Raw genomic sequence first — 25,265 nt, 5'->3', positions numbered from 1 at the left:
GCGGAGACCTGTCGGATGGCATGTGGGCTCCACCACGACGGCAGGGGCGCCCATGAGCAGCACGACCGTCTCCCTCGACGACCGCTACACCGCCACGAGCGGGCGGGCGTTGATGACCGGGATCCAGGCGCTGGTGCGGCTGCTGCTCGACCAGCGTCGGCTCGACGAGGCGCGGGGCCTGGACACCCGGGTGTTCGTCTCGGGCTACCAGGGCTCGCCCCTCGGCGGGTTCGACTCGGAGATCGGGCGGGCCCGGCGCCACCTCGACCCGGCGGGCGTGGTGTTCACGCCCGGGGTGAACGAGGAGCTCGCCGCGACCGCCGTCGCCGGGTCCCAGCTGCTCGACCGCGTCCCGGGTCGGCGCCACGACGGCGTCGTCGGGTTCTGGTACGGCAAGAACCCCGGCCTGGACCGGGCGGCCGACGCGATCCGCCACGGCCAGCTCGTCGGCACGGCGGCACAGGGCGGGGCGGTCGCGCTCATCGGCGACGACCCGGCGAGCAAGTCCTCGACCGTGCCCAGCTCGTGCGAGCCGATGGCCGCGAGCCTGTCGCTCCCGCTGCTGGCGCCCGGGTCGGTCGCCGAGATCGTGGAGTTCGGGCTGCACGCCGTCGCGCTCTCCCGGGCCAGCGGGCTCTGGACCGGCCTGAAGATCATCGCGGACGTCGCCGACGCCTCGGCGACCGTCGACCTGGGCGCCCTCGCGCCCGACGTCCTCGGCGTCCCCGACCCGCCGTCGGGAATCCGTCCCGCGCCGGCCGCGCTGGTCGGACCCTCGGCGCTCGACGCCGAGCACGACGTCCTCACCCGGCGGCTGGACCTCGCGAAGGCGTACGCCCGCGACGCCGGGCTGAACCGGATCGCGTTCAGCGCGCGCCGCGCCCGCCTCGGGGTCGTCGCCTCCGGGACGAGCTACGCGACGGTGGTGCGCGCGCTGGACGACCTCGGGCTCGGCGAGTCCGAGCTGGACGCGCTCGGCGTCCGGCTGGTCCGGCTCGCGATGCCGTTCCCGGTCGACCACGAGGCCCTCGCCGCGATGACCTCCGACCTGGAGGAGGTGCTGGTCGTCGAGGACAAGGTGCCGTTCCTCGAGGGGCACGTCCGGCAGGCGCTGTACGGGACCGTGCCCGCGCCGCGGGTCGTCGGCCGCCGCGACGACCGGAACCGCCCGCTGCTCTCCGCCCGCGCCCAGCTGGCGGCGGAGGACGTCGCGAAGGCCGTCGCCGCCCGGCTCGTCGGGCTCGGCGCCGAGCTGCCGGCGGCCGCCGTCGCGCACCTCGACGCCCTCACCCCGCCGCGGCCCTCGCGCATCCCGCTGACCACGGCCGACACCCCGACACGGACGCCGTACTTCTGCTCCGGGTGCCCGCACAACACCTCCACCCGGACCGACGACGACACGCTCGTCGGGGTGGGCATCGGCTGCCACGCCATGGTCGCCCTGGACACCGCGCACCGCGGCCACCAGGTCGGCATGACGCAGATGGGCGGCGAGGGCGCGCAGTGGATCGGGCTCGCCCCGTTCACCGACGACCGCCACCTCGTGCAGAACATCGGCGACGGCACGTTCCACCACTCCGGCTCGCTGGCGATCCGCGCGGCCGTCGCCGCCGGGGTGTCGATGACCTACAAGCTGCTCTACAACGACGCCGTCGCGATGACCGGCGGGCAGCGCGCGGAGGGCCGCCTCGACGTCCCCGCCATCACCCGCGAGCTCGCGATCGAGGGCGTCCGCCGCATCGTCGTCACCACCGACGAGCCCGCGAAGTACGGCCGCGGCGAGCTCGACCCGATCGCGACCGTCCGCCACCGCGACGGGTTCGCCGCCGCGGAGCGCGAGCTCGCCGGCGTCGAGGGCGTCACGGTGCTCATCCACGACGACCGGTGCGCCACCGAGGAGCGCCGCCTGCGCAAACGCGGGGAGCTGCCGGCGGCCACCGAGCGGGTCGTGATCAACGAGCGGGTGTGCGAGGGCTGCGGCGACTGCGGCGACGTGTCGACGTGCCTGTCGGTGCTGCCGGTGGAGACGGAGTTCGGCCGCAAGACCCGCATCCACCAGGCGTCGTGCAACTCCGACTACTCCTGCCTCAAGGGCGACTGCCCGTCGTTCCTGCTGGTGGAGCCCGGCACGGTGACCCGACGCGCCGTCCCGGAGCTGCCGGTGCGCCTCGTCGGGCCGGTCGAGCGGACCCTGCCCGACGAGGTCCTGCTCCGGATGCCGGGGATCGGCGGCACGGGCGTCGTGACGATCTCGCAGATCCTGCAGATGGCCGCCCACCTCGACGGGTCGTTCGCGGCCGGGCTCGAGCAGGTCGGGCTCGCGCAGAAGGGGGGACCGGTCGTCTCCGACGTCCGGATCGCCAAGCACCCGGTCGACGGCGCCCTGCGCGCCTCCCGCGGCAGCGCGGACGTGATCGTCGGGTTCGACCTGCTCGGCGCGGCCGACCCGGCCACCCTCGGGGTCGCGCGCAGCGGACACACCGTCGCCGTCGTGAACACCTCGCTGACGCCGACGGCCGCCATGGTCACCGGGCGCGTCGTGCTGCCCGGCTCCCCCGACGACGCGCTGGAGAAGCTCGCCGCGGTGACCGCCGAGGTGCACCACGTCGACGCGCAGCGCCTGTCCGAGGCCCTGTTCGGCGACCACCTGCCCACCAACGTGCTGCTGCTCGGCGCCGCGTGGCAGCACGGCGTGGTCCCGGTGTCGGCGGAGGCGGTCGAGCAGGCGATCCGGCTGAACGGCGCGGCGGTCGAGACCTCGCTCGCCGCGTTCCGGTGGGGCCGGGCCGCGGCGATCGACCCCGAGGCGGTCCTCGCCGCCGCGATCCCGGCCGCCCCGGCCGTCGTCACCGTCGATCCCGCGTCCGCCGCCCTGGCCGGGACCGTCGAGGGGCTCGAGGACGTGCTCGCCACCCGCATCGCCGACCTCACCGGCTACCAGGACGCGGCCTACGCCGCGTGCTACGCCGAGGAGGTCCGGCGGGTCACCGCGCTCGCGACCCGGGCGGCGGGTCCCGACGACGGGTCGCGCGTGGGCGCCGCCTACGCCCGCGGGCTGCACAAGCTCATGGCCTACAAGGACGAGTACGAGGTCGCGCGGCTGCACCTCGACCCGGTCGAGGTCGCCCGCCGGGAGGCCGAGTACGGCGCGGACGCCGACGTCTCGGTGATGCTGCACCCGCCGGTGCTCCGCGCCCTCGGCATGGAGCGCAAGATCCGGCTGCGGGGCCGCACGGCCGACGTGGCGTTCCGCGGGCTGCGGGCGGCGCGCCGGCTGCGGCACACCCCGTTCGACGTCTTCGGGCTCGCGGGCGTGCGCCGGGTGGAGCGGGAGCTCGTCGGGGAGTACCAGCAGGCGGTGCGGACGGCCGTGGACCGGCTCCCGGGGCTGACGGTGGACACGGTGCTCGAGATCGCGGGCCTGCCGGACGTCGTGCGCGGGTACGAGGAGGTCAAGCTCCGGAACGTCGAGCGCTTCCGCGCCCGGCGCGACGACCTGCTGGGCTGACCGCTGGAGGAACCGTGGGTGTGGTCGGCGCGCTCGACGACTTCCAGCGCCGCCACCGCTGGGCCGGGCTGCCGCTCGCGGTGCTCTGGAAGTTCATCGACGACGAGGGCACCTACCTCGCCGCGCTGATCACCTACTACGGCTTCCTCTCGCTGTTCCCGCTGCTGCTGCTGGCGCTGACCGTGCTCGGCTTCGTCCTGCAGGGCGATCCGGCGCTGCAGCAGGCGCTGGTGAACTCGGCGCTGCGGAACTTCCCGATCGTGGGCGACCAGATCGGGGAGAACGTGCGCTCGCTGCAGGGCAGCGTGGGCGCCCTCGTCGTCGGGATCGTCGTCAGCCTCTACGGCGGCCTCGGCGTGACCGTGGCCGTGCAGAACGCCTTCGCGCGGATGTGGGTGGTGCCGAAGGCGGAGCGGCCGGCGCTGCCCACCGCGTACGGCCGGGGCGCGCTCGCCGTCGTCGTGCTCGCCCTGGCCATCGGCCTCGCGGCCGGGCTGACCGCGCTCGCTGCGCTCCTCCCGGGCCTGCCGACCCCGCTCGCCGGGCTGGGCGAGGTGGTGCTGACGCTCGTCGGGATCGCGCTCAACGCCGCGCTCGTGGTGCTCGCGTTCCGTCTGCTCACGCCGCGGGCCCTGACGATGCGCCAGGTGCTGCCGGGCGCGGTGGTGGCGGCCGTCGCCTGGTACCTGCTGCAGACCCTCGGTGCCTACCTCGTGCGCTACCAGCTGAGCGGGATGAACGCGAGCTACGGCGTCTTCGGCATCGTCCTGGGCCTGCTCGCCTGGATCTACCTGAGCGCGGTCGTCGCCCTGTTCTGCGCCGAGGTGAACACGGTGCGCGTGCTGCGCCTGTACCCCCGCAGCCTGCTCTCGGCGTTCCCGGACGACACGGACACCACGCCGGCCGACGAGCGCGCCTACGCCGCCTACGCCGCGGCCGAACGCCTCAAGTCGTTCCAGACCATCGACGTCGAGTTCGACCCGACGGCCACGCCGCCGCGCGGGCAGGAGCGGCCGGACCCGTGATCCGTGCCCCCCTCCTCGTGGCAGCGAAGCGTCGTTGCTGTCATCCAGTGGCAGGAACGCCGCACCGTCGCTTGCACCGGACGGTACGCTGACGTACCGTCCGGGCAGCGGTACGGACTCGTACCAACCACGTCGAGGAGGCCGACAGCGATGAGCAGCGTGCGGGACAAGGTCACGGTCGTCACCGGGGCCGGATCGGGGATCGGTCGCCGGCTCGCGCTCGAACTCGCGCGGCGGGGGGCGCGGCTCGCGATCTCCGACGTCAACGAGACCGGCCTGACCGAGACCGCCGACCAGGCGAAGGCCCTCGGCGCCGAGGTGCACACCGCACGGCTCGACGTGGCCGACCGGGACGCGGTCGTCGCCTACGCCGCGGCCGTCGAGGAGCACTACGGCGTGGTCCACCAGGTCTACAACAACGCCGGCATCGCCTCGTCCGGCACGGTGCTCGACGGCGAGTGGTCGGAGTACGACACCGTGCTCGGCATCAACCTCTTCGGCGTCATCAACGGCACCAAGGCGTTCCTGCCGGCGATCGTGCGCTCGGGCGACGGTCACGTGGTCAACGTGTCCTCGCTGAACGGGATCATGGCGCAGCCGGGCATGTCGGCCTACTGCACGGCCAAGTTCGGCGTCCGCGGCTTCACCGAGACGCTGCGCGCCGAGATGCTGGCGAGCGGCGCGCCCGTGGGCGTGACGGTGGTGCACCCGGGCGGCGTGAAGACGAACATCGCGACGGCCGCCTTCGAGCGCGGCTCCGCCGCCGGCCGGACCACGGCCGCCGACGAGGCCCGGACGCGCACCTACAACGAGAAGCTGCTCAAGATGCCCGCCGACCAGGCCGCGCGGATCATCGTCGACGGCGTCGAGGGCGGGAAGCCCCGCGTGCTCGTCGGCAACGACGCGAAGTTCGTCGACCTCTTCGTGCGCCTCGTGCCGCGCTTCTACCCGGCCGCCCTGGTGCGGTTCGGCGGAAAGGTGCTCGGCGGGAGCTGACCGCCCTACCCGAGGGCCTGCACGCAGTGGCGGAGGTCCGCCAGGAACCGCGCCCGCCGGTCGGCCGGGAGGGCGGTCACCATCCGCTCCTCGACGGCCGCGACGACCGCGCTCGCGCTCTCGAGGGCGCGGCGGCCGGCCGCGGTGAGCTCCACGGGACGGGACCGCCCGCTGGTCGCGGTGGCCGGACGGGTGAGCAGGTCCCGGGCCTGGAGCCCGCGGAGGATCTCGTTCATGGTCTGGCGGGTCACGAACGTGGCCCGGGCGAGCTCGGAGTTCGAGAGCCCGGGCCGCTGCCCGAGCACCTCCAGGCACGAGTACTGCGACACCGTCAGCTCGAGCGGCCGCAGGTCCCGGTCGAGCGCGACCCGGAGCGCGGTGGCGGCCTGCTTGAGCGCGTAGCCCACCGAGTCCCTCAGGTCACCGACGCTCCCGGTCGGAGCCTCCTGCTCAGCGGACACCGGCGATCTCCCGCGTCCGCTCCTCCCGCAGGGCCCGCAGGTGCACCGCCGCCCAGGTCCGCAGCGGCCGCCACGCCTCGGCGACCCGGTCGAGCACGGCGCCCGGCCCGTACTGCTCGACGATCTCCGCCTCCAGCCGGGCCTCGTGGTGCGGCACCGCATCGGGGGCGTTGGCCCCGCGCAGCACGATCAGCTCGGCCGCGAACGGCCCGATCCCGCGGATCCGCTGCAGGTCCACCACGGAGCGCACGGGGTCGGCGTGGTGCAGGGTCCCGCCGTCGAGCGCCCCGTCCAGCGCCGCGTCGGCGACCGCGTGCAGGTACTCCGCCTTGCGCCCCGGCAGGTCGAGGTCCAGTCCGCGGAGGACCGACGGGGCGGGGAACGCGCCCTCGTCACCGTGGCGCTCGATCAGGTCCCGCCGCAGTCGGGCCGCCACGACGATCCGTAGCCGTTGCGCGAGCACCGCCCAGGCGGCCGCCTCGTAGGGCGAGTGGAAGCCGCAGGGGCGCAGGCCGGGCAACGCCTGCTGGGCCCGACCGATCACCGGGTCGGCCGCCGCGATCCCGGGCCACGGACGGGCGTCGACGTCGAGGGACAGAAAGCGGGCGACCTGGGCGGCGGCCGGGTCGAGGTCGCCGACGCCCCCGACCCGGATGCGGGCGACGTCGCCGTCCTGGGTGACCTCGGCGTGGACAGGGGTCCAGTCCGTGTCGCTGCGGAAGGTCGTCGTCAGCACGGTCCCGTCGTTCGCGGGGAGGGCGGCCGGGGCGAACCCCTCCCAGAAGGCCGCGCTGGTGGCCAGTGACCACGGCCCGCGCACGCCGAGCGTCGTGTCGAGGGTGCGCATCAGGCCTGCTCGTGGACGGTGACGGCGTAGCCGTCGGGGTCGGCGAAGGTGAACTGGCGACCGAAGGGCCCGTCAACGGGAGCGGCGAGGATCGGCACGTCCGCGGCGACGAGCGTGTCGTGCAGGCCCTGGGCGTCGTCCGCCGCCATCCACAGCGCGACCCCGTTCCCGGGGCGGGGCGACGTCGCGTCCAGGTCGACCCCCGGCTGCGACTCGCGGACGGCGAACGGCACGGGGCTGGTGGTGAACACGACCGCGCCGGGCGGGGAGGCCGGCGCGCGGTGGAGCCCGAGCCGGGTCTCGTAGAAGGCGGCGGCGCGAGCGAGGTCGCGCACCTGGAGGGCGAGGAAGGACGGGCCGGCGACGGCGGGCATCGGAACTCCTGTCGACTGCATGTCAGGGTGCTGACATGCAGCATATGTCAGGACCCTGACACCGAGCAAGACCCAGCCCTTGCGCTCCGGCGGGACTCCAGGCACCATCCACGTGGATGGTGCCTGGATGACGAAAGGCGGATCGTGGGGGAGGACAAGACCGAGAAGATCACCGTCAACGTCGGGTTGGTCGACCTCGGGCACATCGACCTCCTCGTGCAGGAGGGCTTCTACACGACCCGCACGGACTTCATCCGGACCGCCATCCGCAACCAGCTGAACGCCAACGGCCCGGCCCTCGAGACCACGGTGGCCCGCCGGACGTTGGTGCTCGGCACCCAGCACTTCACCCGCTCCGACCTGCAGGCCCTGCAGGACCGGGGCGAGCAGATCCACATCCGGGTGCTGGGACTGGCGAGCCTCGCCGAGGACGTCACGCCCGACCTGGCGGTGGCCACCATCGCCTCGGTCGAGGTCCTCGGCGCGTTCCGCGCGAGCCGGGCCGTGAAGGCGGCCCTGGGCGCGCGGATCGTCTGAGCCGTCGGCGGCGTCGGGGGACTCCCCTCGCCACCCACCGCGTCCAGGGGGACGACACATGACCACTCCGCACACACCCGGGGACGCCGCGCGCCTCGCCGCGACGATGGCGGCCCGCGCGACCCGCGGGCTGTCCGGTCCGATGGCCCACGCCCGCATGGCGGAGGCCACCCGGCTGACCCGCGCCGGGCGTCTCACCGAGGCGATGTCGGTCCTGCAGGGCGCGGGGACTGCTTTCCCGACGATGCCCGGGGCCTTCGCCGCGGCCCGCGCGGCCGCACCGCACCCGTTGTCGGGACGGGTCTCCCGGGGCTCGGTGAGCGGGCCGGCGGGAACGCGGGACCACCGGCTCGTCGTGCCGACGACGCGCCCGGGAGGTCCACCGCTGCTCGTGATGCTGCACGGCGGCACGCAGGACGCCGAGAGCTTCGCGTCGGCCACCGGGATGGACGAGCTCGCCGAGCGCGAGGGCTTCGTCGTCGTCTATCCGGAGCAGGCCCGGTCGGCGAACGCGATGGGCTACTGGAACTGGTTCGAGCCCGCCCACCAGGGTCGACGCGGCGAGGCCGCGCTGATCGCGGCGGTGATCGCCGAGGTCGCCGCCGCGCACGACGTCGACCGGGACCGGGTGTTCGTCGCCGGGTTCTCGGCGGGAGCCGCGATGGCGGCGGTGGTCGGTGCGGCCTACCCCGATCTCGTCGCCGGGGTCGGCGTGCACTCCGGCCTGCCCGCGGGCGCGGCCCGCGACGTCGGCTCGGCGTTCGCCGCGATGCGCGGCGGGCCCTACCGGGTCGGGGCGACGAGCGTGCCGACGATCGTGGTGCACGGCGCGGACGACCCGACCGTCGCCGCCGTCAACGGCACCCGCGCCGTCGAGGCCGCCCTGGCCGAGCACCCCGGCTGCGCCCGCACGGTCGAACACGGCACCGGCGCGCGGAGCTGGACGCGCGAGCGCTGGACCGACCGCGACGGGCGCGTACGGGCCGAACACTGGACGGTGCACGGGAGCGGGCACGCCTGGTCGGGCGGCCGGGCCGGCGGCTCCTACACCGACCCGGCGGGCCCCGACGCGAGCACGGCGATGGTGGAGTTCTTCGCGGAGGTGGCCTCCGGCCCCGTGAGTACTAATCCGTGCCAGAGCACGGATTAGTACTCACGGGGCGAAGCCACCTCGCCAGCCGTTCGAACCCCTCGTCCAGCGGGACCTGCGGCGCATAGCCCAGGTCCCGCTTGGCGGCGGAGATGTCGAACCAGTGGTCGGTCGCGAGCTGGCGGGCGAGGAAGCGGGTCATGGGCGGGTCGCCGACGGCCGTGACCCGCTCCAGGCCATTCCACACCGTCTCGACCAGAGCCCCCGCCGCGACCGCGACCGGCAGCGGCACGGTCGCCGAGATCGGCGGCAGGCCGCCCGCCGTCACGATCCCGTTCACCAGGTCGCGCACGGGGCGCGGGTCGCCGGAGGTGATGAAGTACGGCCGCCCGGCGCACGCCGCCCCGGGTACGAGGCGGTCGGCGGCGTCGAGGTGGGCCTGCGCGGCGTCGTCGACGTAGGTCGTGTCGATGATCGCCGCACCGTCCCCGACCAGCCGCAACCGCCCCGAGCGGGCCCGGTCGAGGATGCGCGGGACCAGCTGCGTGTCCCCCGGCCCCCAGACCAGGTGCGGGCGCAGCGCGACCGTCGCCAGCGAGGGCGAGTCCGCCGCCAGCACCAGGCGCTCCGCCTCGGCCTTCGTCTCCGGGTAGGGCGAGTCGAAGTGCGTCGCGTAGGGCAGCGACTCGTCGCCGCCGCGGATGTCGGCACCCGCGTGCACCACGCTCGGGGTGCTGGTGAAGACGAACCGCCGGACCCCGGCCGCGCGGCACGCGTCGAGCAGGGTGCGCGTCGCGTCGACGTTGCTGCGCCGGTACGACGCCGCCGATCCGGAGATGCCGGCCCGGGCGGCGACGTGGAACACCACGTCGACGTCCTCCACGGCCGCGTGGGCGACCGACGGCTCGGCCAGGTCGCCCCGGATCGTCGTCACCCCGCGGGCGCGCAGCGAGGGGTAGTCGCCGCGGGCCACGCTGGTCACCTCGTCGCCGCGCGCGAGCAGCGCGTCGACCACGGCGCCGCCGAGGAAGCCGCCGCCGCCGGTGACGAGGGCCCTCACCGGAGCTCCCCCTCCGCCCAGCGCCCGAGGGCCTCCCGGTCGATCTTCGAGTTGTGCCGCGGGTCGACCGGCAGCGCGCGGTGCGGCAGGAACGTCTCGACCGGCTTCGTCCGCGGGTCGCTCGCCGCGAGGGCGCGGAGCTCCTCGACGACGTCCGCGGTCCAGCGCGTGCCGGCCAGCAGCTCGACCACCGCCACGGGCGTGCGGTCCGCCGACGGTCCGATCCCGACGAGGGCCGTGCGCCGCACCGCCGGATGGCGGTTGAGCACCTCCTCGCACGGCACGCTGTACAGCGGCCCACCCGCGGCGTGCACCACGTGCGCCACGCGCCCGGCGAACCAGAGCCGCCCGGCGTCGTCGAGCGAGGCGAGGTCGCCCGTGCGGTGCGCGAGGCGGCCGTCCCACGAGAGCTTCGCGGCCGCGGTGGCCTCCGGGCGCTCGGCGTAGGCGGGGCTGACGACGGGTCCGCGGACCACGACCTCCCCCACGTCACCGTGTCCGACCAGCATCGACGGCTCCAGCCGGGTCACCGGGCCGTCGGTCGGCTGCATCAGCGCGACGTCGACGCCGGGGACCGCCCGGCCGACGCAGATGCCGTCGTCGGGCAGCTCCAGGAGCTCGTGGCTGCCGATCGAGGCGACCGGGAGCGCCTCGGTGGCCCCGTACGGCGTGTGCACCTGCGCACCGTCGGGCAGCAGCGCCAGCACCCGGCGCTGGACGTCCCGCGGCACCGGGGCGCCTGCGGAGATGACCTGCCGCAGCGTCGGCAGGTGCGTGTCGGCCGGGACACCACGCCCGAGCCGGTCGAGCACGGCGGGCGAGCCGAACATGACGGTGGCCCCGGTCCGGTTCGCGGCGGTCACCAGCCGGGACGGCACGACCTTGCCCGGCTTCGTCGGGTCCATCCGCGGCACCACGGTCGTCATGCCGAGGGCGGGTCCGAACAGGGCGAACGGCGGGAAGGTCGCCAGGCTGACGTCGCCGGGCCCGAGGCCGTAGAGGTCGCGGACGAGGCGCGCCTGCGCGAGCAGCCCGTCCTCGTGGTGCTCGACGCCCTTGGGCGGGCCGGTGCTGCCGCTGGTGAACAGGATCGCGGCGGGGGTGTCCGCCGGGCGCGGCAGCGGCGGGAGGGCCCGTCGTCGGGAACCCGCCCGTTCCAGACGACGCAGCGGGAGCGTGCCGGGCACGGGCACCGGCCCGGCGGTGACCGCGATCGTCGCGGACGGGCACCACCGCAGCGCGCGCCGCGCGAGGTGCGCCTTCGCGATCCCGACGAAGGCCTCGGGGGCGGCCTCGTTCAGGCACGAGCGCACCCGGGCCAGGCCGATGCCCGGGTCGACGACGACGGGGACGGCCCGCACCCGCAGCAGCGCGTAGGCGAGGACGAAGAAGTCGGCGGTCGGCGGCACGAGCAGCGCGGCGCGGGTGCCCGGGCCGATGCCGGCGGCGAGCAGCCCGGCGGCGGCGTCGGCGACCCGGCGCTGCAGGGCACCGAAGGTGACGGTGCGCGTGCGGCCCAGCGGGGCCGGCAGGACGAGCGCGGCGGCGCGGGAACGGGCGACGGCGTGATCGGCGAGCATGCCGTCGAGGGTCGCGGCGGTCATGCCCTCACCCGCCGGCCGTGAGGAAGCGGCGGACCCGGGGGACGATCCGGTCCGCGGCGTCCTCGAGGACGTAGTGCCCCGCCTCGGGGTAGCGGTGCACCTCGGCGTGCGGGAGGTGGCGGACGAGGTGGCGCAGGATCGTGTCGTCGAAGACCGGGTCCTTCATCCCCCAGTGCACCTGGACCGGGTGCGTGTCGAGCTCCGGGAGCCTCTCCGCCAGGCGGACGAGGACGGGGTGGGCCGGGTCGGCGGGGCCGGTGGGGATGTCCTGCACGAAGGCGTGCACGGCGACCCGGTGCTCCGGGGAGTCGTACGGCTCGAGCAGGCCGCGTCGGGCCTCCGCGCCGAGCCAGGGCCGGCCGCTGCCCAGCGCGAGCGCACCCAGCGAGAACGCGTTGAACCGCCGGACGAGGACGTCGCCGACGACCGGCAGGCGCGCGGCCTGCAGCGTCCACGGGATGCGCTTGTCCGCGGGGAGCGGGAAGGCCGCGCTGTTGAGGACGACGATCCGGTCGACGCGGTCGAGGTGCTCCGCGGCCCAGGAGAGCCCGATCGGGCCGCCCCAGTCGTGGACGACGAGGTGCAGCGGCTCGTCGAGGTCGAGGCGCTCGACGAACTCCGTCAGGTCGGCGACCCGGCGCGCGAGGGTGTGCGGGTAGTCCGCGAGCGCGGGCTTGTCGGAGCGGCCCATGCCGATGTGGTCGGGCGCGATCGCCCGGAACCCGTCGTCGGGCAGGGTGGTCAGCAGCGAGCGCCAGTAGAACGACCACGTCGGGTTGCCGTGGACGTGCAGCACCGGGGTGCCGGCGCCCTCGTCGACGTAGGCCATCGTGTGGCCGCCGATCTCGACGGTCCGCTGCTCCAGGGCGAAGCCGGTGGTCACCAGATCACCTCGGCCGCCGCGGCGTTGATCCCGCTGCCGACGCCCATGAGCATCACGCGCGAGCCGTCGGTGACGGTGCCGTCCTCGACCGCCTTCGACAGCACCGTCGGCACGCCGGCCGGGCCGATGTTGCCGAAGTGCGGGAACTGCGAGGGGAAGCGCGCGATGTCGAGGCCGAGCTGGTCGGCGACGGCGCGGGTGTGCACCTTCGAGACCTGGTGCAGGCAGTAGACGTCGTAGGAGTCGGTGTCCCAGTCGAAGGCCGAGACGGCGTCCTTCCAGGCCCGGCCGGCGAGCTCCATGCCGGCGGCGAGCAGGCCGCCCGAGTCGGTGCGCATCTCGTCGGCCTGCCCGACGCAGAGCTGCGAGTTGCCCATCGTGCTGGCGCGACCGAGCCCGCCGAGGAACCGGTGCCCGGTCGACCCGCGGGAGAGCACCATGGCCACGGCGCCGGAACCGACGGTGAGCGTGGCGAACTGCTGGTGGAACATCTGCCGGGTGGCGTCCTCGCCCGCGAGGCGCGCGATCGTCGATTCCATCGCGAATCGGCTGGTCTCACCCGCGACGACGAGTCCGTGGTCGATCTCGCCCGCCTCGATCATCGTCGCGACGACGTTCATGCCGTTGAGAAAGCCGAGACATGCGTTGCCGAGATCGAAATTGCCCGCCTCGGGCGGCAATTCCATCCGACCGTGCACGATGCTCGCCGTGGACGGTTCGAGATGGTCCCGCGACACCGAGGTGTTGATGAGCATCCCGATCTCGTCGCGGGCGATCCCGCTGTTCGCCAGGGCCTTCTCCCCGGCCTGCGCGGCCACCTCGCTGGGCATGGTGCCGTCGTCCCAGACCCGGCGTTCGGCGATGCCGGACAGCTTCTCCAGCAGGCCGGGCGTGATGCGGAGCCGGCCCAGCGTGCCGGCGAGCCGCTCCTCGAGCTCGGTGGAGGTGACCACGTGCGGCGCGTCGACGTGCGCCAGCCCCGTGATCACCACGTCGTCGTAGCGCTGTGCCGCTCTCATGAATCCGAGAGTGCGCGATGGTTCGTGGGGGCGCCATGAGAGGTGTTCCGGACAGTTCGTTCCCCTTACCGGACGTTCCCGTTACCGTGGATCACAAGCAACGCGCGGTAACAGGAAGATCCGTCCGATTCCGTGGTCCGAACGGTGGCCGCCGCTGGGGAATTCGGCAGCGGCGCACCGTACGGCACTACTTCGGGGTACGACGACGGCGGCGATGCGATGTTTCCATCAATCTCCGCCGCACCGTCCCTGGCATTCGGCGTCGCAGCAGCAGCCGCAGACGCACACCGGGGCCTCGTCGTGGTCCATCCCCGCGGCGATGAGGTCGGCGTGGAGCACGAGCAGCGGCCAGGCCTCGTCGGACACCTCGTCGTCGGGATCGGTCAGGCCGGTGGTGCGCTCGAAGGCCTCCGGGGCGTCGCCCCGGAGGATCGCGAGCTGCGCCAGGCGCAGCTCGCGGCGACGGTGGCCGGGCGCGCCGCCCGCCGCGCCGAAGTGGTCCTCCGCCGCCTCGAGGTCCCCGCGCCGGAAGGCCAGCTCGCCCCGCAGGTGGCGCTCCCACGCGCCGAGCGCGGCCCCGCCGAGGCGGGTCTCCGGCCGTTCCAGGGATCGCAGGACGTCCTCCGCCCCCTCCTCGTCGTCGAGGTTCAGCCGCTGGTGGGCCCGGCGGAGCCGGTCCTCCTCCGCACGCGCCGCGGCCTCCGCCGCGGCGGCCTTCTCGGCCCGACGTCGGGCGTGGGCGTCCTCGGTCCACCCACCCGCGGCGGCCTGTCGGAGGAGGGGCGCGGCCGTCGTCGGGCGACCCGCCCGGAGGTGGGCGCGCGCCGCCTTCCACGCCGCCTCGGCGGCCAGCGCCGCGTCGGGGCCGGCGGCCGCCTCCTCCCAGTGCTCCAGGGCCACCCGGCCGTCGGGGAGCCAGGCGTCGATGTCGCCGAGCGCGATCAGGGCGCGCTGGTGCGGCACCGCCGCCGCGAACACCGGGCGCAGGACCGCCCGGATCCCGTCGTCGGTCCGCCACCGCGCGAGCAGGCGGGCGGCCTCGTCGAGCGCGGCGGTGGGGTCGGGACAGGGGCGTCCGAACTCGGCCGCGACACGCAGCGCGTCGCGGCGCGCACGGTCCCGGTCCGGTGCGGCCATGCACCGATGGTGGGCGCCGCGACCCGGCGTCGCGACGGATTTTCCCTGCTCAGGAGATCGTGTAGGGCTCGCCGTAGACCGAGAACGTGAGCGGCGTCCGCAGCGCGTAGTTGCCCTCGCGGGCGAACTTCTGCTGCAGGTCGGTGATCCGGGTGACGTCGGTGTGGGCGGGCTCGGAGCGCATCACGGCGATCCGCACCGTCCAGAAGGCCGCGAGGTAGTCGTCGAGGTCGCCGCCCTGGGCGGGCGTGCGGGCCTTCTTCTTGGCGGCCGCGCGGATGCCGCCGAAGCTCGTCGCGTCGGCGCCCGGGCCGTGCACCACCATCGCGTCGTAGTAGACGAACTGCCCGAGCGGCGGGAGGCCGTCGGCCTTCGCGGCCGCGACCGCCGGGTCGAAGTACGCCGTGTCGCGCAGACGGTCCTGGGCGGCGGTGAACCGGCGGTCGGTCGCGGCCTCCCGCCAGGCGGCCTCGAACGCCTCGCCGAGACCGTCGTGCGAGGCGCTGCCGTTCACGGCCTTCAACGCCGGGAGGAACCCGGCGAGCGGGTTGTCCGGCACCGCGGCGGTGTAGTTCCGGACGAGCGTCAGCATGTCGCCGGTCCCGGAGGTGAAGCCGATGATGCCGCCGGTGTAGCCGCGGCCGTCGCCGATGTCCTCGAGGTAGCCGTACTGCGCGCGCCAGTCCAGCGACGAGTTCTCGGCGCTGGACACCAGCTGCATCGCGATGTCCTTCAGCGCCGGGTCGTGGAGGTCCGTGGGCGCCGGGGCGGCGGTGCTGGTCGGTGTCCTCGCCGGAGCCGGGGACGTCATCGTCGGCGTCGCCGCGAGCGGGGCGATCCTCGGCTCCTCGGGCGCACCGCAGGCCGTCAGCACCAGGGCCAGGGCGGCCGTGCCGGCCACGGCGAGCACCGATCGTCTCCGCGACACCGGAACGACCTCCCCCACGACAGACAGAAAGGCCGGTCCGGAGCGTTCCGGACCGGCCTCGACCTGCGGAGCCGCCTTCGGGATTCGAACCCGAGACCTACGCATTACGAGTGCGTTGCTCTGGCCGACTGAGCTAAGGCGGCAGCGCGATCGAGTGTAGGGGACCAGCCCGGGCGCCCGGACGGGCGGGGTCGTCAGGACATCGCCGGGGCGCGGTCGGGGGTCGGTGCCCGCCGGTCCCGCACGACCGTCCACGCGACGACGGCGCCCGCCAGCCCGGCGAGCCCGGCGACGGCGAGCAGCGCGGCCATCCCGTGGGCGACCGCGACCTCCACGACGCCCTCCAGCGCCGACCGCACCCCGGCGGGCGCGGCCGCGAGGGCCTCGGCCGCACGTCCGCCGACCACGTCGTGGGCCAGGGAGCCCGCGCCCCGGGCAACGAGGGACGACCGCGTGGCCGCGGCGAAGACGCTGCCCAGCAGGGCGACGCCGAACGCGACCCCGACCTGCCGCGCGGTGTAGACCGCGCCGCCCGCCATCCCCGCCCGGTCCGCCGGCACGGCACCGGTCCCCGTCGACCCCAGCGGAGCGGTCGCCAGCCCGACCCCCACGCCGACGAGCAGGAAGCCCGCCGGCAGAGCCGGCCAGACACCCAGGGTCCACATCAGGACCGCGCCGAGCAGGTCCCCCGCCCCGACCAGGAGCAGCCCGAGGCCGATCAGCGTGCCCGCCGCCAGGGTCCGCAGCAGCCGTGGTGTGGCGAGCGAGGCGGCGAAGGCCGCCACGGACATCGGCAGCGCGACGAGACCGGCGGTCACCGGGGTGAGACGCAGGACCGACTGCATCCAGAGCGAGGCGAAGGTCAGGGACACGTAGGCCGCGCCGTTGAGCAGCAGGGCCGCGAGGAGGACCCCGCCGAAGACGCGGTGGCGCAGCAGGGCGAGGTCGAGCAGCGGCTCGGCGACGACCCGCTCGATCGCCGCGAAGCCGGCGAGCAGCAGCACCCCGAGCGCAAGCGGCCCCCAGCAGGTCGGCGACGCCCACCCGTCGTCGGAGGCCCGGATCATCCCGGCGGTCAGCGTGGCGATCGCGGCCGTGAGGACCACGATCCCGGCCACGTCGATCCGGCGGGCGCCGGTCGGCCGGGCGACGGGCAGGACCAGCACGGACACGACGACCGCCACCGCGCTGACCGGGAGGTTGACGAAGAAGATCCATCGCCAGGAGAGCGCCTGCGTGAGCGGGCCACCGAGCAGGGGGCCGACCGCCGAGGAGGCCCCCGAGACCGCGCCCCACACGGCGTAGGCCCGCGCCCGTTCGACACCGGTGTACGAGCCGTTGAGCAGCGCGAACGTCGTCGCGATCATCGCCGCGCCGCCGACGCCCTGCACCACGCGGGAGGCGATCAGCATCCCCGGGTCCACCGCCAGGCCACAGCCCAGCGACGCGACGGCGAAGACGACGGTCCCCGCGACGTAGGTCGTCCGGTGCCCGACCCGGTCGGCGATGCCGCCCGCACCCAGCAGCAGCGCCGCCAGGGCCAGCGCGTAGCCGTCCACCACCCACTGCAGCGCCCCGAACGAGGTGTCCAGGTCGACCGCCGTGGCGGGCAGCGCGACGTTCACGATCGTGACGTCGACGAGCAGCATGAACGTCCCGAGACACACCGCGACCAGCGGCATCCACCTGCGCACCGCGCACCTCCTCCTCGACCCGACTCGTGCGAGCGGCCGCCAGACTGCGCCGGAGCACGTGCCGATCCGGCCGTCGAGCCGAGAATTGTGTGCAATGCTTGCGGAGATGAGCCTCGAGACGTCGGGACCTTGCGCTCTCGCACCTGACGATCTCCGCATCCTCCGGGCCCTGCAGCTCGCGCCCCGGGCGCCGTTCGCCACGATCGCCGCGGTGCTGGGGCTCTCCGAGGCCTCCCTCTCGCGACGGCACGGGCGGATGCGCCGGGCCGGCGTCCTGCACGTGGCGGGGGTCGTCGACCCCGGGGCGTTCGGCCAGACGCAGTGGCTCGTCCGGCTGCGGTGCCGCCCGGGCAGCGCCGCGGCGATCGCGGAGTCGCTGGCGCTGCGCGGCGACGTCGGCTGGGTCGCCCTGAGCGCGGCCGGCACCGAGGTGACCTGTGTCGTCCGTTCGCGCTCGACCGAGGCGCGCGAGGACCTGCTCGAGAAGCGGCTGCCTCGGACCGCGGCCGTGCTCGACCTCGAGGTCGCCGTGCTCATGCGGAAGTTCGCGGGCGGGCGGGGCGAGTACCGGACGGTGTTCGACGGCGTGCTCACCCCCGAGCAGGAGGTCGCCCTCGGCGGCGTGGACGAGGCCGTCGTCGAGAAGTCGGCGGTCTCCGACGTGGGGCCGTTGCAGGACGGCGACGAGGCGCTCCTCGACGCCCTGGTCCGCGACGGCCGGGCGAGCCACGTCGACCTCGCGTCCGCCACGGGCCTGACGCCCGGCCGGGCCGCGCGGCGGCTCGCGGACCTGGTGGGCCGGCGTGTCGTGCACTTCCACCTCGAGCTGGCCCCGGCCGCACTGGGCCTCGACGTCGGCGCGAACCTCTGGCTGCACGTCCACCCGTCGCAGGTGCGGGCCGTCGGGCGCGCCCTCGCGGCGCTGCCACAGGTCGGGTTCGCCCTCGCCGTCTCGGGCCGGACGAACCTGCACGCCCTGGTGCACTGCCACGACGTGGACGAGCTGTTCGAGCTCACGTCCGACCGGGTCGGCAGCCTCCCCGGGGTGGACGGGGTGGAGGTCAGCCCCGTCCTGCGGCACGTCAAGCAGTCGGGAGCGCTCTCGATCGGTCGGAGACTCAAGACGGCGTGAGCCCGCCCGGGGAACAGGTCGCGGCGGACCGCGGTTGGATCACGACGTGTCCGTCACCGGTCTGGTCGTCCTCCTCGCGGTGCTCGTGGTCGCCTCGGTCGTCGGCCTGGTGCTGCGCGCCCGGTCCGGCCGCGTCCGCACGACGACGGGCCGGGTCGCGCCGGGATGGGACCTCGCCGAGGTGACCCCCGGGCCCGACGACCGGGTGCTGCTGCTCCAGCTGTCGTCCCCGATCTGCACGCCCTGCCGGCAGACCGCGCTGGCGCTGACGGCGCTGTCGGACGACCACGCGGGCCTGCGACACGTCGAGGTCGACATCGCCGAGCGGCCGGACGTCGCCCGCACACTCGACGTCATGCGCACGCCGACGACGGTCGCGTTCGCCCGCGACGGACGGGAGCTGCTGCGGGTGTCCGGTGTGCCGCGTCGTCAGGAACTCGTGGCGGCGCTGGACAGCGAGCTCACCGGCGCCCGATGATCCTCTCCGTGTTCACCCGACGACGCGCCGTCGACCACGGCCGCCTCGCCTCGGACCTCTGTCCGGGCCGCTGACCCGCGCCCACCACCCGACAGAGGAACCTCCCATGCAGCTCGACCCGCGCGGCGTGCGCTTCGCCGCGACCGTCACCACCGTCGTCCTCGCGCTCGTCCTGATCACCGGCAGCGGGTGGCTCGCCCTCGCCCAGGCGGTCGTGTTCGCCCTCCCCGCGCTGTTCGGGATGCGCTTCTCGCCCTACGGCGCGCTGTTCCGGGTCGCGGTCCGGCCGCGTCTCGCGCCGCCGCGGGAGACCGAGGACGCCGCCCCGGTCCGCTTCTCCCAGACCGTCGGCCTCGTGTTCACGGTCGTCGCGGCCGCGGGCTACCTGACCGGCGCGACCACCGTCGGCGTCGTCGCGACCGCCTTCGCGCTCGCCGCGGCCTTCCTCAACGCGGCGTTCGGGTTCTGCCTCGGCTGCGAGATGTACGGGCTGATCGCCCGGGCCCGGGGCGCCCGCACCGCGTGACTCAGGCCGGCACGTCCCGGAGCCGGTCGACGACCGTGCTCGACGGGGCGCCGCCCACGTCGAGCTGGGTCAGGGTCGCGACGCCGTCGTCGAGCAGGTCCACGTCGTCCTCCGGGCCGTCGGTCGGGACGCGCAGCTCCTCGCCGTCCAGCTCGACGGCGAGCGGGCCGCGCACCCGGACCTCGTCCGCGCGCTCCCCCGCCGGGTAGTTCACGTTCACGACGACGCCCGGGGCGAACAGCGGCGGGCCGAGCCTCTGCACGAGCCGGGTCACGTAGGCGGCGGTGGCGGCGCAGTCGTCCTCCGACCGGCCGCGGTGCGTGGACGAGGCGATGGCCGGGATCCCGGCGCGCGCGGCGGTGACGGCGGCGCCCACCGTGCCCGACTCGACGATGCCGGTGCCCGAGTTGTGCCCGAGGTTGGTGCCGGAGACGACGAGGTCGGGCGGGTCGGCCCGCATCAGGTCCAGGCCCGCGCGCACGGCGTCGACCGGATAGCCGTCGACGGCGTAGACGCCGCGCTCCTTCTCCTCGAGTTCCGTCCGCCCGTCCGACGAGGCGCCCGCGCCGGAGCGGTTGCCGTCGGGCGCGACGAGCGTGACGTCGTAGCCGGCATCGGTCAGGGCCGCGCGCATCGCCGTGATCCCGCCGGCGTCCCACCCGTCGTCGTCGGTGAGCAGGACGCGGAGCGGGGCGGGCTCGGGCTCTGGCGCGCGCTCTGGAGCGGGCTCCTGTACGGCCACGCGCGGCGCCGGTGCCGGCGGCGGCGCAGGGGGTGTGGCCGCGCAGGCCCCGGTGAGCAGGGCGCCGACCACGGCGAGGACGAGGCGGGCGGCGGTCACGACGGCGGGTGGAGCGCGACGGGGAGACGGTCGAGGTCGACGCCGAACAGGTCGTGGTAGGCCGCGAGGGCCTCGTCGTCGGGCAGGTCGTCCTCCGTGCGGGTGCCGTCGGGTGCGGTGACGATGCGGTGGACGCCGGCCATCGTCACCCGCCCACCGTCCGCGGTCGGCAGCGAGCAGGTGGGGCCGTGGGTGAACCCGGAGTCGGGGTGGGTGGCGGTCCAGAAGGCCGTGGGACCGAAGTCGTCGCGCGCGCGTTCCCGCCGCTCGAGCCGGTAGCCGGGCTTCCCCGCCGGGCTGCGCACCTCGACGTCGCCGTCGGGCTGCGGGTCGATCTGCGCCGACGGCTCGTCGAGCGAGGTGGGCAGCACGAGGAACCCGCCGAAGCCGACGTCGACGAGCTGCCCGCCCGCCGTGAGCGCCATGTGGGCCAGCGGGGCGGTGTCCCCGCCCGGGGTGTGGACGACGCCGCCGAGGAACCGCACGTCGTGTCCCAGCTCGCCGAGCAGCCAGGCGAACAGTCCGTTGAGCTCGTAGCAGAACCCGCCGCGCCGCCGGTGCACGATCTTGTCGAACAGTGCCTCCGGGCGGAGGTCGATCGGCTCGTCGAGGTGGATCGACAGGTTCTCGAACGGCACGGAGCGGAAGTGGCGGTCGGCCAGCACCGCCACGTCGTCGTCCTCGTGCGCGCCGATGCGCCCGAGGTATGCGCCCATCTCCACGCGCCCGGTATACACGGCCCCATGCGTGTCGCCCTCGCCCAGATCCTGGCCACCGACGATCCGAAGGCGAACCTGGAGCTGGTCCGCGACCACACGGCGCTCGCGGCGCAGCAGGGCGCGACCGTCGTGGTGTTCCCGGAGGCGACGATGTGCCGCTTCGGGGTGTCGTTGAAGCCGGTCGCGGAGCCGCTGGACGGGCCGTGGGCGAGCGAGGTGCGTGCGATCGCCGAGCAGCACGGGGTGCTGGTCGTGGCGGGGATGTTCACCCCGACCGACGACGGCCGCGTGACCAACACGCTGCTCGCGGTCGGCCGTGGGGTCGACACCTCCTACGACAAGATCCACCTCTACGACGCGTTCGGGTTCGCCGAGTCGAAGACCGTGGCGCCCGGGGCCGACCCCGTCGTCGTGAAGGTCGACGGGGAGACGATCGGCCTCGCCGTCTGCTACGACGTCCGCTTCCCCGAGTTGTTCCGGGCCCTGGCCGACCGCGGCGCGTCCACGGTGCTGCTCCCGGCCTCGTGGGGCGCGGGCGAGGGCAAGATCGACCAGTGGGAGCTGCTGGTGCGCGCCCGCGCCGTCGACTCGACGACGTTCGTCGTCGCCTGCGACCAGGCCGACCCGCTGGCCCGCGGCCTCGACCCGGGCAAGGCCCCGCGCGGGGTCGGCCACTCGCTCGTGGCGTCGCCGACCGGCACCGTCGTCGAGTCGTTGGCCGACGACCCGGGACTGCTCGTGGTGGACGTCGACACCGCCGCGGTGGGGCGCGTCCGTGAGGTGCTGCCGGTGCTCGCGAACCGGCGGATGTAGTGGCCAAGGGACGCAGCGTCGAGCGGGTGGCGGCCGCGCTGGACGCGCTGGGCATGGGCGGGCGCTCCCGGGAGTTGCCCGACTCGACGCGGACGGCCGCCGAGGCAGGTGCGGCGCTGGGCTGCGAGGTCGGCCAGATCGTGAAGTCGCTGGTGTTCCGCGTGCCGTCGACGGACGCGGCCGTGCTGGTGCTCGCGTCGGGGTCGACGCGGGTGGACGTCGGGAAGCTGGCCGCCGTGGTGGGCGAGCCGGTGGAGCAGGCGTCCGGCAGCTTCGTCCGCGAACGCACGGGGTTCGCGATCGGCGGAGTCGCCCCGGTCGGCCTCGTGTCCGCGGTGACCACCTACGTCGAGCGCGGGGTCCTCGCCTGGGACCGCGTCTGGGCCGCCGCCGGCTCCCCGCGCACGGTCTTCGACGCGACACCCTCCGAGCTGGTGGACGCCACGGGCGGCACGCTGGTGGACGTGGCGGAGTAGGGCGTTTCCAGCGCTGTGCGTGCCGCACACACCGCGGCTGCCAGGGCCCTGTGCGAGAACCGATGCCGGCGGCATCGGTTCTGCGGCGCGCCTGGCGTCCCGCGTGGACTTGTGTGGCATCGGGGCGACCTGAGTGGTCGCCATGCCACACAAGTCCCGAAAGTCAGTGGCACGGAGCGCCCCAGCGGGCGCTCGGCGCCACTGAAAGCTCGGCGCCCTGTCCCCTCTGATCAACAGTTGCCGCCGGCACCGGTTCGCGGACCGGCTCGACATCCCGCATGGACTTGTGTGGCATCGGGGCGACCTGAGTGGCCGCGATGCCACACAAGTCTCGGAAGTCAGTGGCACGGAGCGCCCCAGCGGGCGCTCGGCGCCACTGAAAGCTCGGCGCCCTGTCCGTCGGACACGGTCTCCCGGTCGTGCTCGGCGGCTCAGCGCTGCGGCGGGAGCTTCCTGACGACGAGCGCGATGGCCTCCTCCGCCTTCGCGCACGGGTCGGTGGTCTGCCGGTTCGTGAGGCCCGACCATTCGGTCTCCAGGGCCTGGCGCGGGCCCAGCCCGGTCGTCACCGTGCACGTGTTGTCGTCGACCCGCATCCGCTGCCGCACGGCCGGCATCCCCTCGACCGCGGTCGGCTCGAAGATCGGAAGCAGGCGCGTCCGGTAGGTGTCGGCCAGCAGATCACGAGTGGTGTCGACGGCGATGGACAGACGCTCGTCCCGTCCGTTCGTCCACACGCACTCAGGTATGTCGATCAACGTTCGCGACCGACCCTGGCCGGAAAAGCCGATCACCGCGAGTTCGTCTCTCGTCAGCAGCGACTCACACGGTCGGGATGCTGTTGCCGTGGCGTCACGCGGGGACGCGACCTCGGGCGCACCGAACCGCGACGAGGAAGTCGGACTCGCAGGCTGACCAGTCGTCGCGGGGCCGGCGCACGCCGTCAGGAGACATCCGGCGAGGAGCGCCGTGATCAGCCAGGCTCGCTCACGCGTCGGCATCGAATCGATCGACCTGAGCGGACTCCGACGCTCGGTAATGCGTGAGTTCCGACTCCGTCGCCGAGATGAGTGCGTCCAACCGACGCACACCGCCGTCGAGCGCCTCGATGAGGCTGCCTGGCCCTCCGACGGCGACCGCTCCGAACACGGCCGCCGCGTCCCGGCTGACCTCGTCCTGAGTCCCGGGATCGATCTTGCCCAGAAATCGGGCCTCCTGCCGCAGATCCTGGAGCCGGTCGCGCGCCGTGCGGAGTTCCTGCAGCACCCGGGGCGCCGACGCGAGGTCGACCGAGAACGAGTCGCCCACGTCGGCGACCGGCATCGCCTGGCGCGGCACGACCTGACCCGTGGACAGGACGGTCGGGTCGGAGGCCCGCGGCGTCGGCGCCGCGTACGGGCCGGGCGGCACCGGGACGCTCATCCGCCCCACGCTAGCCAGCGCGACCGGTCGTCGGGAACGAAACGGGCGAACTCATCGGAGCAGTCCCGCGATGTCCCCGGCGGCGAGCAGCATCGTCAGGACCGGGACCACGCCCGTCGCCGGGACGCGGAAGGCGCGGCCGTCCTGCTCGACGACGCGCGCAGCCGTGAGGGCGCGCAGGTGGTGGTAGACCTGCCCGGTCGATGAGAGCTCCGCCGCGTCCTGGAGCTCGGCGGCGGAGGCCGGGCCGGTCAGGAGCCGGCGGACCAGGGCGAGCCGGACCGGGTGGCCGAGGGCGGCGAGGACCTCGGCGGTGGGGGCGGCGGGCAGGTCGACCACGGCGGCCGGCGAGTAGCCGATCCGCCACGACACCTCTCCGTGCAGCCGGACCGCGCCCTCGTAGGACACGAGCCCCGAGTCGTCGACGGCCTCGGGCGACGGCGACGGAGCGGCCGACTCCAGCGCCGCGACCCGGGCCTCGAGGGCGGCGAGGCGGTCGTCGTCGGTCACGCGGTGATCGTCCCACTCACGCGACGCAGGCCAGCCGGTCGAGCGCGCGCGGCGAGGTCAGGGCCTCGAGGACGAGCCCCTGCTGACCGGCGACCTGGCGGGCGACCGGCGGGGAGCCGGGCAGGTCACGACCGAGCACCACGGCGTAGCCCACGGACCCGTCGTCGCGCCGGAGGAAGCCACCGAAGGTGAGGACGTCGACGAAGCTGCCGCTCTTGAAGCCGACGGTCCCGACGCCGGGTGTCGCGCCCTGCCAGCTCAGCTGGCGGGCGGCGAGGCCGGCCCCGGGAAGGGCGCCGGTCGCGATCGCGCGGTGGACGCCGAGCAGCTGCGCGGGCGTGCCCTGAGCCGTCGTGGCCGACCAGGCGCGGGCGGCGGCGACGAAGCCCGTCGGGTCCTGCGCGGCCGCGGCACCGATCCGGCGGACGACCTCGGCCCGGAACGCGGGGTCGTCCGCCACCCGTCGACCGAGGCGCCCGTCGAGGTCCACGAGCTGGGCGTGGGTCGCCCCGCTCGGCGCCAGCTCCGGCACGGCGAGCCGGGCCGCCGCGCCGGCGAACCCCGGCAGCTCGACGTCCTGCCAGCCGGCCGAGGCGGCCGCGGCGCGCAGGGCGTCGTCGCCGAGCCGCGCCCGCAGCCAGTCGGCCGCGGCGTTGTCGCTCTCCCGGATCATCGCCGTGACGAGTTGGTCGACGGTGTAGTCCGGCCCCGGGCCGAGCCGCTGCAGCGCGGCGGGATGGGCGTCGCCGTCCGTGCCCGGCACGTACCAGCGCTCCCAGTCCCCGCGGGTCACCCGGTCCTCGGGCCGCACCCGCCCGTCGGACACCGCGGCGGCGTAGGCCGCCAGGTGCACGACCTTCACCGCCGAGGCCAGCGGGAACGACCGGTCCGCGCGATGGGCGACGACCCGGCCCCGCCCGTCGTCGACCAGCACTCCGACCGTGTCCGGCTGCATGGCGATCCGACCGAGCCAGCCGTCCGCGGTCGTGAGGTCCGACGACGTGGGCGCCGGGCAGTCGGCCGGGCGGGGCGGCTCGGCTGGGGCCGCCGGCGCGGTTCCGCACCCGACGAGCACCAGGCCCGCCGCCATCGTGATTACGAGAATCCGGAATCTCGACATAGCGACAAGCTAGCACTCGTCGCCGGGAGTTCGCCTCCCCGACGGCGTGGCCGGACCCGGCCCGG

General features: G+C 74.8%; 26 protein-coding genes and 1 tRNA gene. 10 read left to right on the top strand and 17 right to left on the bottom strand.

Annotated features, from left to right (window positions below):
* Positions 1 to 52: 52 nt before the first annotated feature.
* The 3 genes from ACQPYX_RS02080 to ACQPYX_RS02070 all read left to right on the top strand — a co-directional run bounded on the left by ACQPYX_RS02080 (position 53) and on the right by ACQPYX_RS02070 (position 5,529).
* Entirely contained in the window at positions 53 to 3,508 is a 3,456-nt protein-coding gene (locus ACQPYX_RS02080) for an indolepyruvate ferredoxin oxidoreductase family protein (RefSeq protein WP_433801248.1), read from the top strand.
* Positions 3,509 to 3,522: 14 nt separating this feature from the next.
* Positions 3,523 to 4,533, top strand: coding sequence for a YihY/virulence factor BrkB family protein (locus ACQPYX_RS02075; RefSeq protein WP_433801247.1), 1,011 nt, complete (start codon positions 3,523 to 3,525; stop codon positions 4,531 to 4,533).
* Between the two features lie 150 nt (positions 4,534 to 4,683).
* Positions 4,684 to 5,529 (top strand): SDR family NAD(P)-dependent oxidoreductase, encoded by an 846-nt coding sequence (locus tag ACQPYX_RS02070; RefSeq protein WP_433801246.1) that lies wholly within the window; start codon positions 4,684 to 4,686, stop codon positions 5,527 to 5,529.
* 5 nt (positions 5,530 to 5,534) lie between these two features.
* Here the strand turns inward: ACQPYX_RS02070 and ACQPYX_RS02065 are convergent, their stop codons facing one another.
* The 3 genes from ACQPYX_RS02065 to ACQPYX_RS02055 are packed head-to-tail and all read right to left on the bottom strand — an operon-like array spanning position 5,535 to position 7,211.
* Positions 5,535 to 5,990 carry a MarR family winged helix-turn-helix transcriptional regulator gene (locus tag ACQPYX_RS02065; protein ID WP_433801245.1) on the bottom strand — a complete coding sequence of 152 codons (456 nt, stop codon included), beginning with the start codon at positions 5,988 to 5,990 and terminating at the stop codon, positions 5,535 to 5,537.
* Positions 5,980 to 6,837 (bottom strand): DNA-3-methyladenine glycosylase family protein, encoded by an 858-nt coding sequence (locus ACQPYX_RS02060; RefSeq protein ID WP_433801244.1) that lies wholly within the window; start codon positions 6,835 to 6,837, stop codon positions 5,980 to 5,982. The genes ACQPYX_RS02065 and ACQPYX_RS02060 overlap by 11 nt, the downstream gene beginning before the upstream one ends.
* Positions 6,837 to 7,211, bottom strand: coding sequence for a VOC family protein (locus ACQPYX_RS02055; protein ID WP_433801243.1), 375 nt, complete (start codon positions 7,209 to 7,211; stop codon positions 6,837 to 6,839). Before ACQPYX_RS02055 ends, ACQPYX_RS02060 begins: the two co-directional genes overlap by 1 nt.
* 144 nt (positions 7,212 to 7,355) lie before the next feature.
* Here ACQPYX_RS02055 and ACQPYX_RS02050 point away from each other — a divergent pair, with 144 nt between their 5' ends.
* Positions 7,356 to 7,748, top strand: coding sequence for a CopG family transcriptional regulator (locus tag ACQPYX_RS02050; protein WP_433801242.1), 393 nt, complete (start codon positions 7,356 to 7,358; stop codon positions 7,746 to 7,748).
* 58 nt (positions 7,749 to 7,806) lie between these two features.
* Entirely contained in the window at positions 7,807 to 8,898 is a 1,092-nt protein-coding gene (locus ACQPYX_RS02045; protein WP_433801241.1) for an extracellular catalytic domain type 1 short-chain-length polyhydroxyalkanoate depolymerase, read from the top strand.
* On the opposite strand, the gene ACQPYX_RS02040 is transcribed toward ACQPYX_RS02045, so the two are convergent.
* From ACQPYX_RS02040 to ACQPYX_RS02005, 8 genes are all read right to left on the bottom strand, one after another.
* Positions 8,873 to 9,898, bottom strand: a complete 1,026-nt coding sequence (locus ACQPYX_RS02040) for an NAD-dependent epimerase/dehydratase family protein (RefSeq protein ID WP_433801240.1) — start codon at positions 9,896 to 9,898, stop codon at positions 8,873 to 8,875. The two genes, ACQPYX_RS02045 and ACQPYX_RS02040, sit on opposite strands and share 26 nt — an antisense overlap.
* Positions 9,895 to 11,502 carry a fatty acid CoA ligase family protein gene (locus ACQPYX_RS02035; RefSeq protein ID WP_433801239.1) on the bottom strand — a complete coding sequence of 536 codons (1,608 nt, stop codon included), beginning with the start codon at positions 11,500 to 11,502 and terminating at the stop codon, positions 9,895 to 9,897. Before ACQPYX_RS02035 ends, ACQPYX_RS02040 begins: the two co-directional genes overlap by 4 nt.
* A gap of 4 nt (positions 11,503 to 11,506) precedes the next feature.
* A complete protein-coding gene (locus tag ACQPYX_RS02030) occupies positions 11,507 to 12,385 on the bottom strand; it encodes an alpha/beta fold hydrolase (RefSeq protein ID WP_433801238.1) in 879 nt (292 codons plus the stop codon).
* Positions 12,382 to 13,404 (bottom strand): 3-oxoacyl-ACP synthase III, encoded by a 1,023-nt coding sequence (locus ACQPYX_RS02025; protein WP_433801237.1) that lies wholly within the window; start codon positions 13,402 to 13,404, stop codon positions 12,382 to 12,384. The genes ACQPYX_RS02030 and ACQPYX_RS02025 overlap by 4 nt, the downstream gene beginning before the upstream one ends.
* Positions 13,405 to 13,632: 228 nt before the next feature.
* Positions 13,633 to 14,541: a hypothetical protein gene (locus ACQPYX_RS02020; protein WP_433801236.1), complete on the bottom strand. Its 909-nt coding sequence runs from the start codon at positions 14,539 to 14,541 to the stop codon at positions 13,633 to 13,635.
* Positions 14,542 to 14,590: 49 nt separating this feature from the next.
* On the bottom strand, positions 14,591 to 15,469 hold the full coding sequence (locus ACQPYX_RS02015) for a chitosanase (RefSeq protein ID WP_433801235.1): 879 nt from the start codon (positions 15,467 to 15,469) through the stop codon (positions 14,591 to 14,593).
* 69 nt (positions 15,470 to 15,538) lie between these two features.
* Positions 15,539 to 15,612, bottom strand: a tRNA-Thr gene (locus ACQPYX_RS02010).
* Positions 15,613 to 15,663: 51 nt separating this feature from the next.
* Positions 15,664 to 17,163 (bottom strand): MFS transporter, encoded by a 1,500-nt coding sequence (locus ACQPYX_RS02005; RefSeq protein ID WP_433801234.1) that lies wholly within the window; start codon positions 17,161 to 17,163, stop codon positions 15,664 to 15,666.
* A gap of 106 nt (positions 17,164 to 17,269) precedes the next feature.
* Here ACQPYX_RS02005 and ACQPYX_RS02000 point away from each other — a divergent pair, with 106 nt between their 5' ends.
* The 3 genes from ACQPYX_RS02000 (at position 17,270) to ACQPYX_RS01990 (ending at position 19,299) form a co-directional block, all read left to right on the top strand.
* Positions 17,270 to 18,295, top strand: a complete 1,026-nt coding sequence (locus ACQPYX_RS02000; protein WP_433801233.1) for an Lrp/AsnC family transcriptional regulator — start codon at positions 17,270 to 17,272, stop codon at positions 18,293 to 18,295.
* A gap of 46 nt (positions 18,296 to 18,341) precedes the next feature.
* Positions 18,342 to 18,773 carry a thioredoxin family protein gene (locus ACQPYX_RS01995; protein ID WP_433801232.1) on the top strand — a complete coding sequence of 144 codons (432 nt, stop codon included), beginning with the start codon at positions 18,342 to 18,344 and terminating at the stop codon, positions 18,771 to 18,773.
* Positions 18,774 to 18,879: 106 nt separating this feature from the next.
* Positions 18,880 to 19,299 (top strand): DUF4395 domain-containing protein, encoded by a 420-nt coding sequence (locus ACQPYX_RS01990; RefSeq protein WP_433801231.1) that lies wholly within the window; start codon positions 18,880 to 18,882, stop codon positions 19,297 to 19,299.
* 1 nt (position 19,300) lies between these two features.
* On the opposite strand, the gene surE is transcribed toward ACQPYX_RS01990, so the two are convergent.
* On the bottom strand, positions 19,301 to 20,140 hold the full coding sequence (surE, locus tag ACQPYX_RS01985; protein ID WP_433801230.1) for a 5'/3'-nucleotidase SurE: 840 nt from the start codon (positions 20,138 to 20,140) through the stop codon (positions 19,301 to 19,303).
* Positions 20,137 to 20,856, bottom strand: coding sequence for an arylamine N-acetyltransferase family protein (locus ACQPYX_RS01980; RefSeq protein WP_433803653.1), 720 nt, complete (start codon positions 20,854 to 20,856; stop codon positions 20,137 to 20,139). The genes surE and ACQPYX_RS01980 overlap by 4 nt, the downstream gene beginning before the upstream one ends.
* A gap of 27 nt (positions 20,857 to 20,883) precedes the next feature.
* Here ACQPYX_RS01980 and ACQPYX_RS01975 point away from each other — a divergent pair, with 27 nt between their 5' ends.
* Together ACQPYX_RS01975 and ACQPYX_RS01970 are read left to right on the top strand one after the other, a co-directional pair.
* Positions 20,884 to 21,672, top strand: a complete 789-nt coding sequence (locus ACQPYX_RS01975; protein WP_433801229.1) for a carbon-nitrogen hydrolase family protein — start codon at positions 20,884 to 20,886, stop codon at positions 21,670 to 21,672.
* A 26-nt stretch (positions 21,673 to 21,698) separates the two neighbouring features.
* Entirely contained in the window at positions 21,699 to 22,148 is a 450-nt protein-coding gene (locus ACQPYX_RS01970) for a YbaK/EbsC family protein (RefSeq protein ID WP_433801228.1), read from the top strand.
* Between the two features lie 431 nt (positions 22,149 to 22,579).
* Here ACQPYX_RS01970 and ACQPYX_RS01965 read toward each other — a convergent pair whose 3' ends face one another.
* The 4 genes from ACQPYX_RS01965 to ACQPYX_RS01950 all read right to left on the bottom strand — a co-directional run bounded on the left by ACQPYX_RS01965 (position 22,580) and on the right by ACQPYX_RS01950 (position 25,170).
* Positions 22,580 to 23,149, bottom strand: coding sequence for a DUF3558 domain-containing protein (locus tag ACQPYX_RS01965; protein WP_433801227.1), 570 nt, complete (start codon positions 23,147 to 23,149; stop codon positions 22,580 to 22,582).
* Positions 23,136 to 23,558 (bottom strand): hypothetical protein, encoded by a 423-nt coding sequence (locus ACQPYX_RS01960; protein ID WP_433801226.1) that lies wholly within the window; start codon positions 23,556 to 23,558, stop codon positions 23,136 to 23,138. The genes ACQPYX_RS01965 and ACQPYX_RS01960 overlap by 14 nt, the downstream gene beginning before the upstream one ends.
* Before the next feature lie 63 nt (positions 23,559 to 23,621).
* Positions 23,622 to 24,080 (bottom strand): ArsR/SmtB family transcription factor, encoded by a 459-nt coding sequence (locus ACQPYX_RS01955; protein ID WP_433801225.1) that lies wholly within the window; start codon positions 24,078 to 24,080, stop codon positions 23,622 to 23,624.
* A gap of 16 nt (positions 24,081 to 24,096) precedes the next feature.
* Complete coding sequence (locus tag ACQPYX_RS01950) at positions 24,097 to 25,170, bottom strand: serine hydrolase (RefSeq protein ID WP_433801224.1); 1,074 nt, start codon at positions 25,168 to 25,170, stop codon at positions 24,097 to 24,099.
* Positions 25,171 to 25,265: the final 95 nt, after the last annotated feature.

This window comes from Actinomycetospora sp. CA-084318 (assembly GCF_050955885.1).
Lineage (GTDB): Bacteria > Actinomycetota > Actinomycetes > Mycobacteriales > Pseudonocardiaceae > Actinomycetospora.
Note: the sequence above shows the minus strand (reverse complement) of the source record. Positions and strands in the feature narration are given on the sequence as shown.

Coding starts and splice junctions, on each gene's coding strand:
- ACQPYX_RS02080 (WP_433801248.1), top strand. CDS start 53: ATGAGCAGCACGACCGTCTCCCTCGACGACCGCTACACCGCCACGAGC.
- ACQPYX_RS02070 (WP_433801246.1), top strand. CDS start 4,684: ATGAGCAGCGTGCGGGACAAGGTCACGGTCGTCACCGGGGCCGGATCG.
- ACQPYX_RS02060 (WP_433801244.1), bottom strand. CDS start 6,837: ATGCGCACCCTCGACACGACGCTCGGCGTGCGCGGGCCGTGGTCACTG.
- ACQPYX_RS02055 (WP_433801243.1), bottom strand. CDS start 7,211: ATGCCCGCCGTCGCCGGCCCGTCCTTCCTCGCCCTCCAGGTGCGCGAC.
- ACQPYX_RS02045 (WP_433801241.1), top strand. CDS start 7,807: ATGACCACTCCGCACACACCCGGGGACGCCGCGCGCCTCGCCGCGACG.
- ACQPYX_RS02035 (WP_433801239.1), bottom strand. CDS start 11,502: ATGACCGCCGCGACCCTCGACGGCATGCTCGCCGATCACGCCGTCGCC.
- ACQPYX_RS02025 (WP_433801237.1), bottom strand. CDS start 13,404: ATGAGAGCGGCACAGCGCTACGACGACGTGGTGATCACGGGGCTGGCG.
- ACQPYX_RS02020 (WP_433801236.1), bottom strand. CDS start 14,541: ATGGCCGCACCGGACCGGGACCGTGCGCGCCGCGACGCGCTGCGTGTC.
- ACQPYX_RS02000 (WP_433801233.1), top strand. CDS start 17,270: ATGAGCCTCGAGACGTCGGGACCTTGCGCTCTCGCACCTGACGATCTC.
- ACQPYX_RS01990 (WP_433801231.1), top strand. CDS start 18,880: ATGCAGCTCGACCCGCGCGGCGTGCGCTTCGCCGCGACCGTCACCACC.
- ACQPYX_RS01980 (WP_433803653.1), bottom strand. CDS start 20,856: ATGGGCGCATACCTCGGGCGCATCGGCGCGCACGAGGACGACGACGTG.
- ACQPYX_RS01975 (WP_433801229.1), top strand. CDS start 20,884: ATGCGTGTCGCCCTCGCCCAGATCCTGGCCACCGACGATCCGAAGGCG.
- ACQPYX_RS01965 (WP_433801227.1), bottom strand. CDS start 23,149: ATGCCGACGCGTGAGCGAGCCTGGCTGATCACGGCGCTCCTCGCCGGA.
- ACQPYX_RS01950 (WP_433801224.1), bottom strand. CDS start 25,170: ATGGCGGCGGGCCTGGTGCTCGTCGGGTGCGGAACCGCGCCGGCGGCC.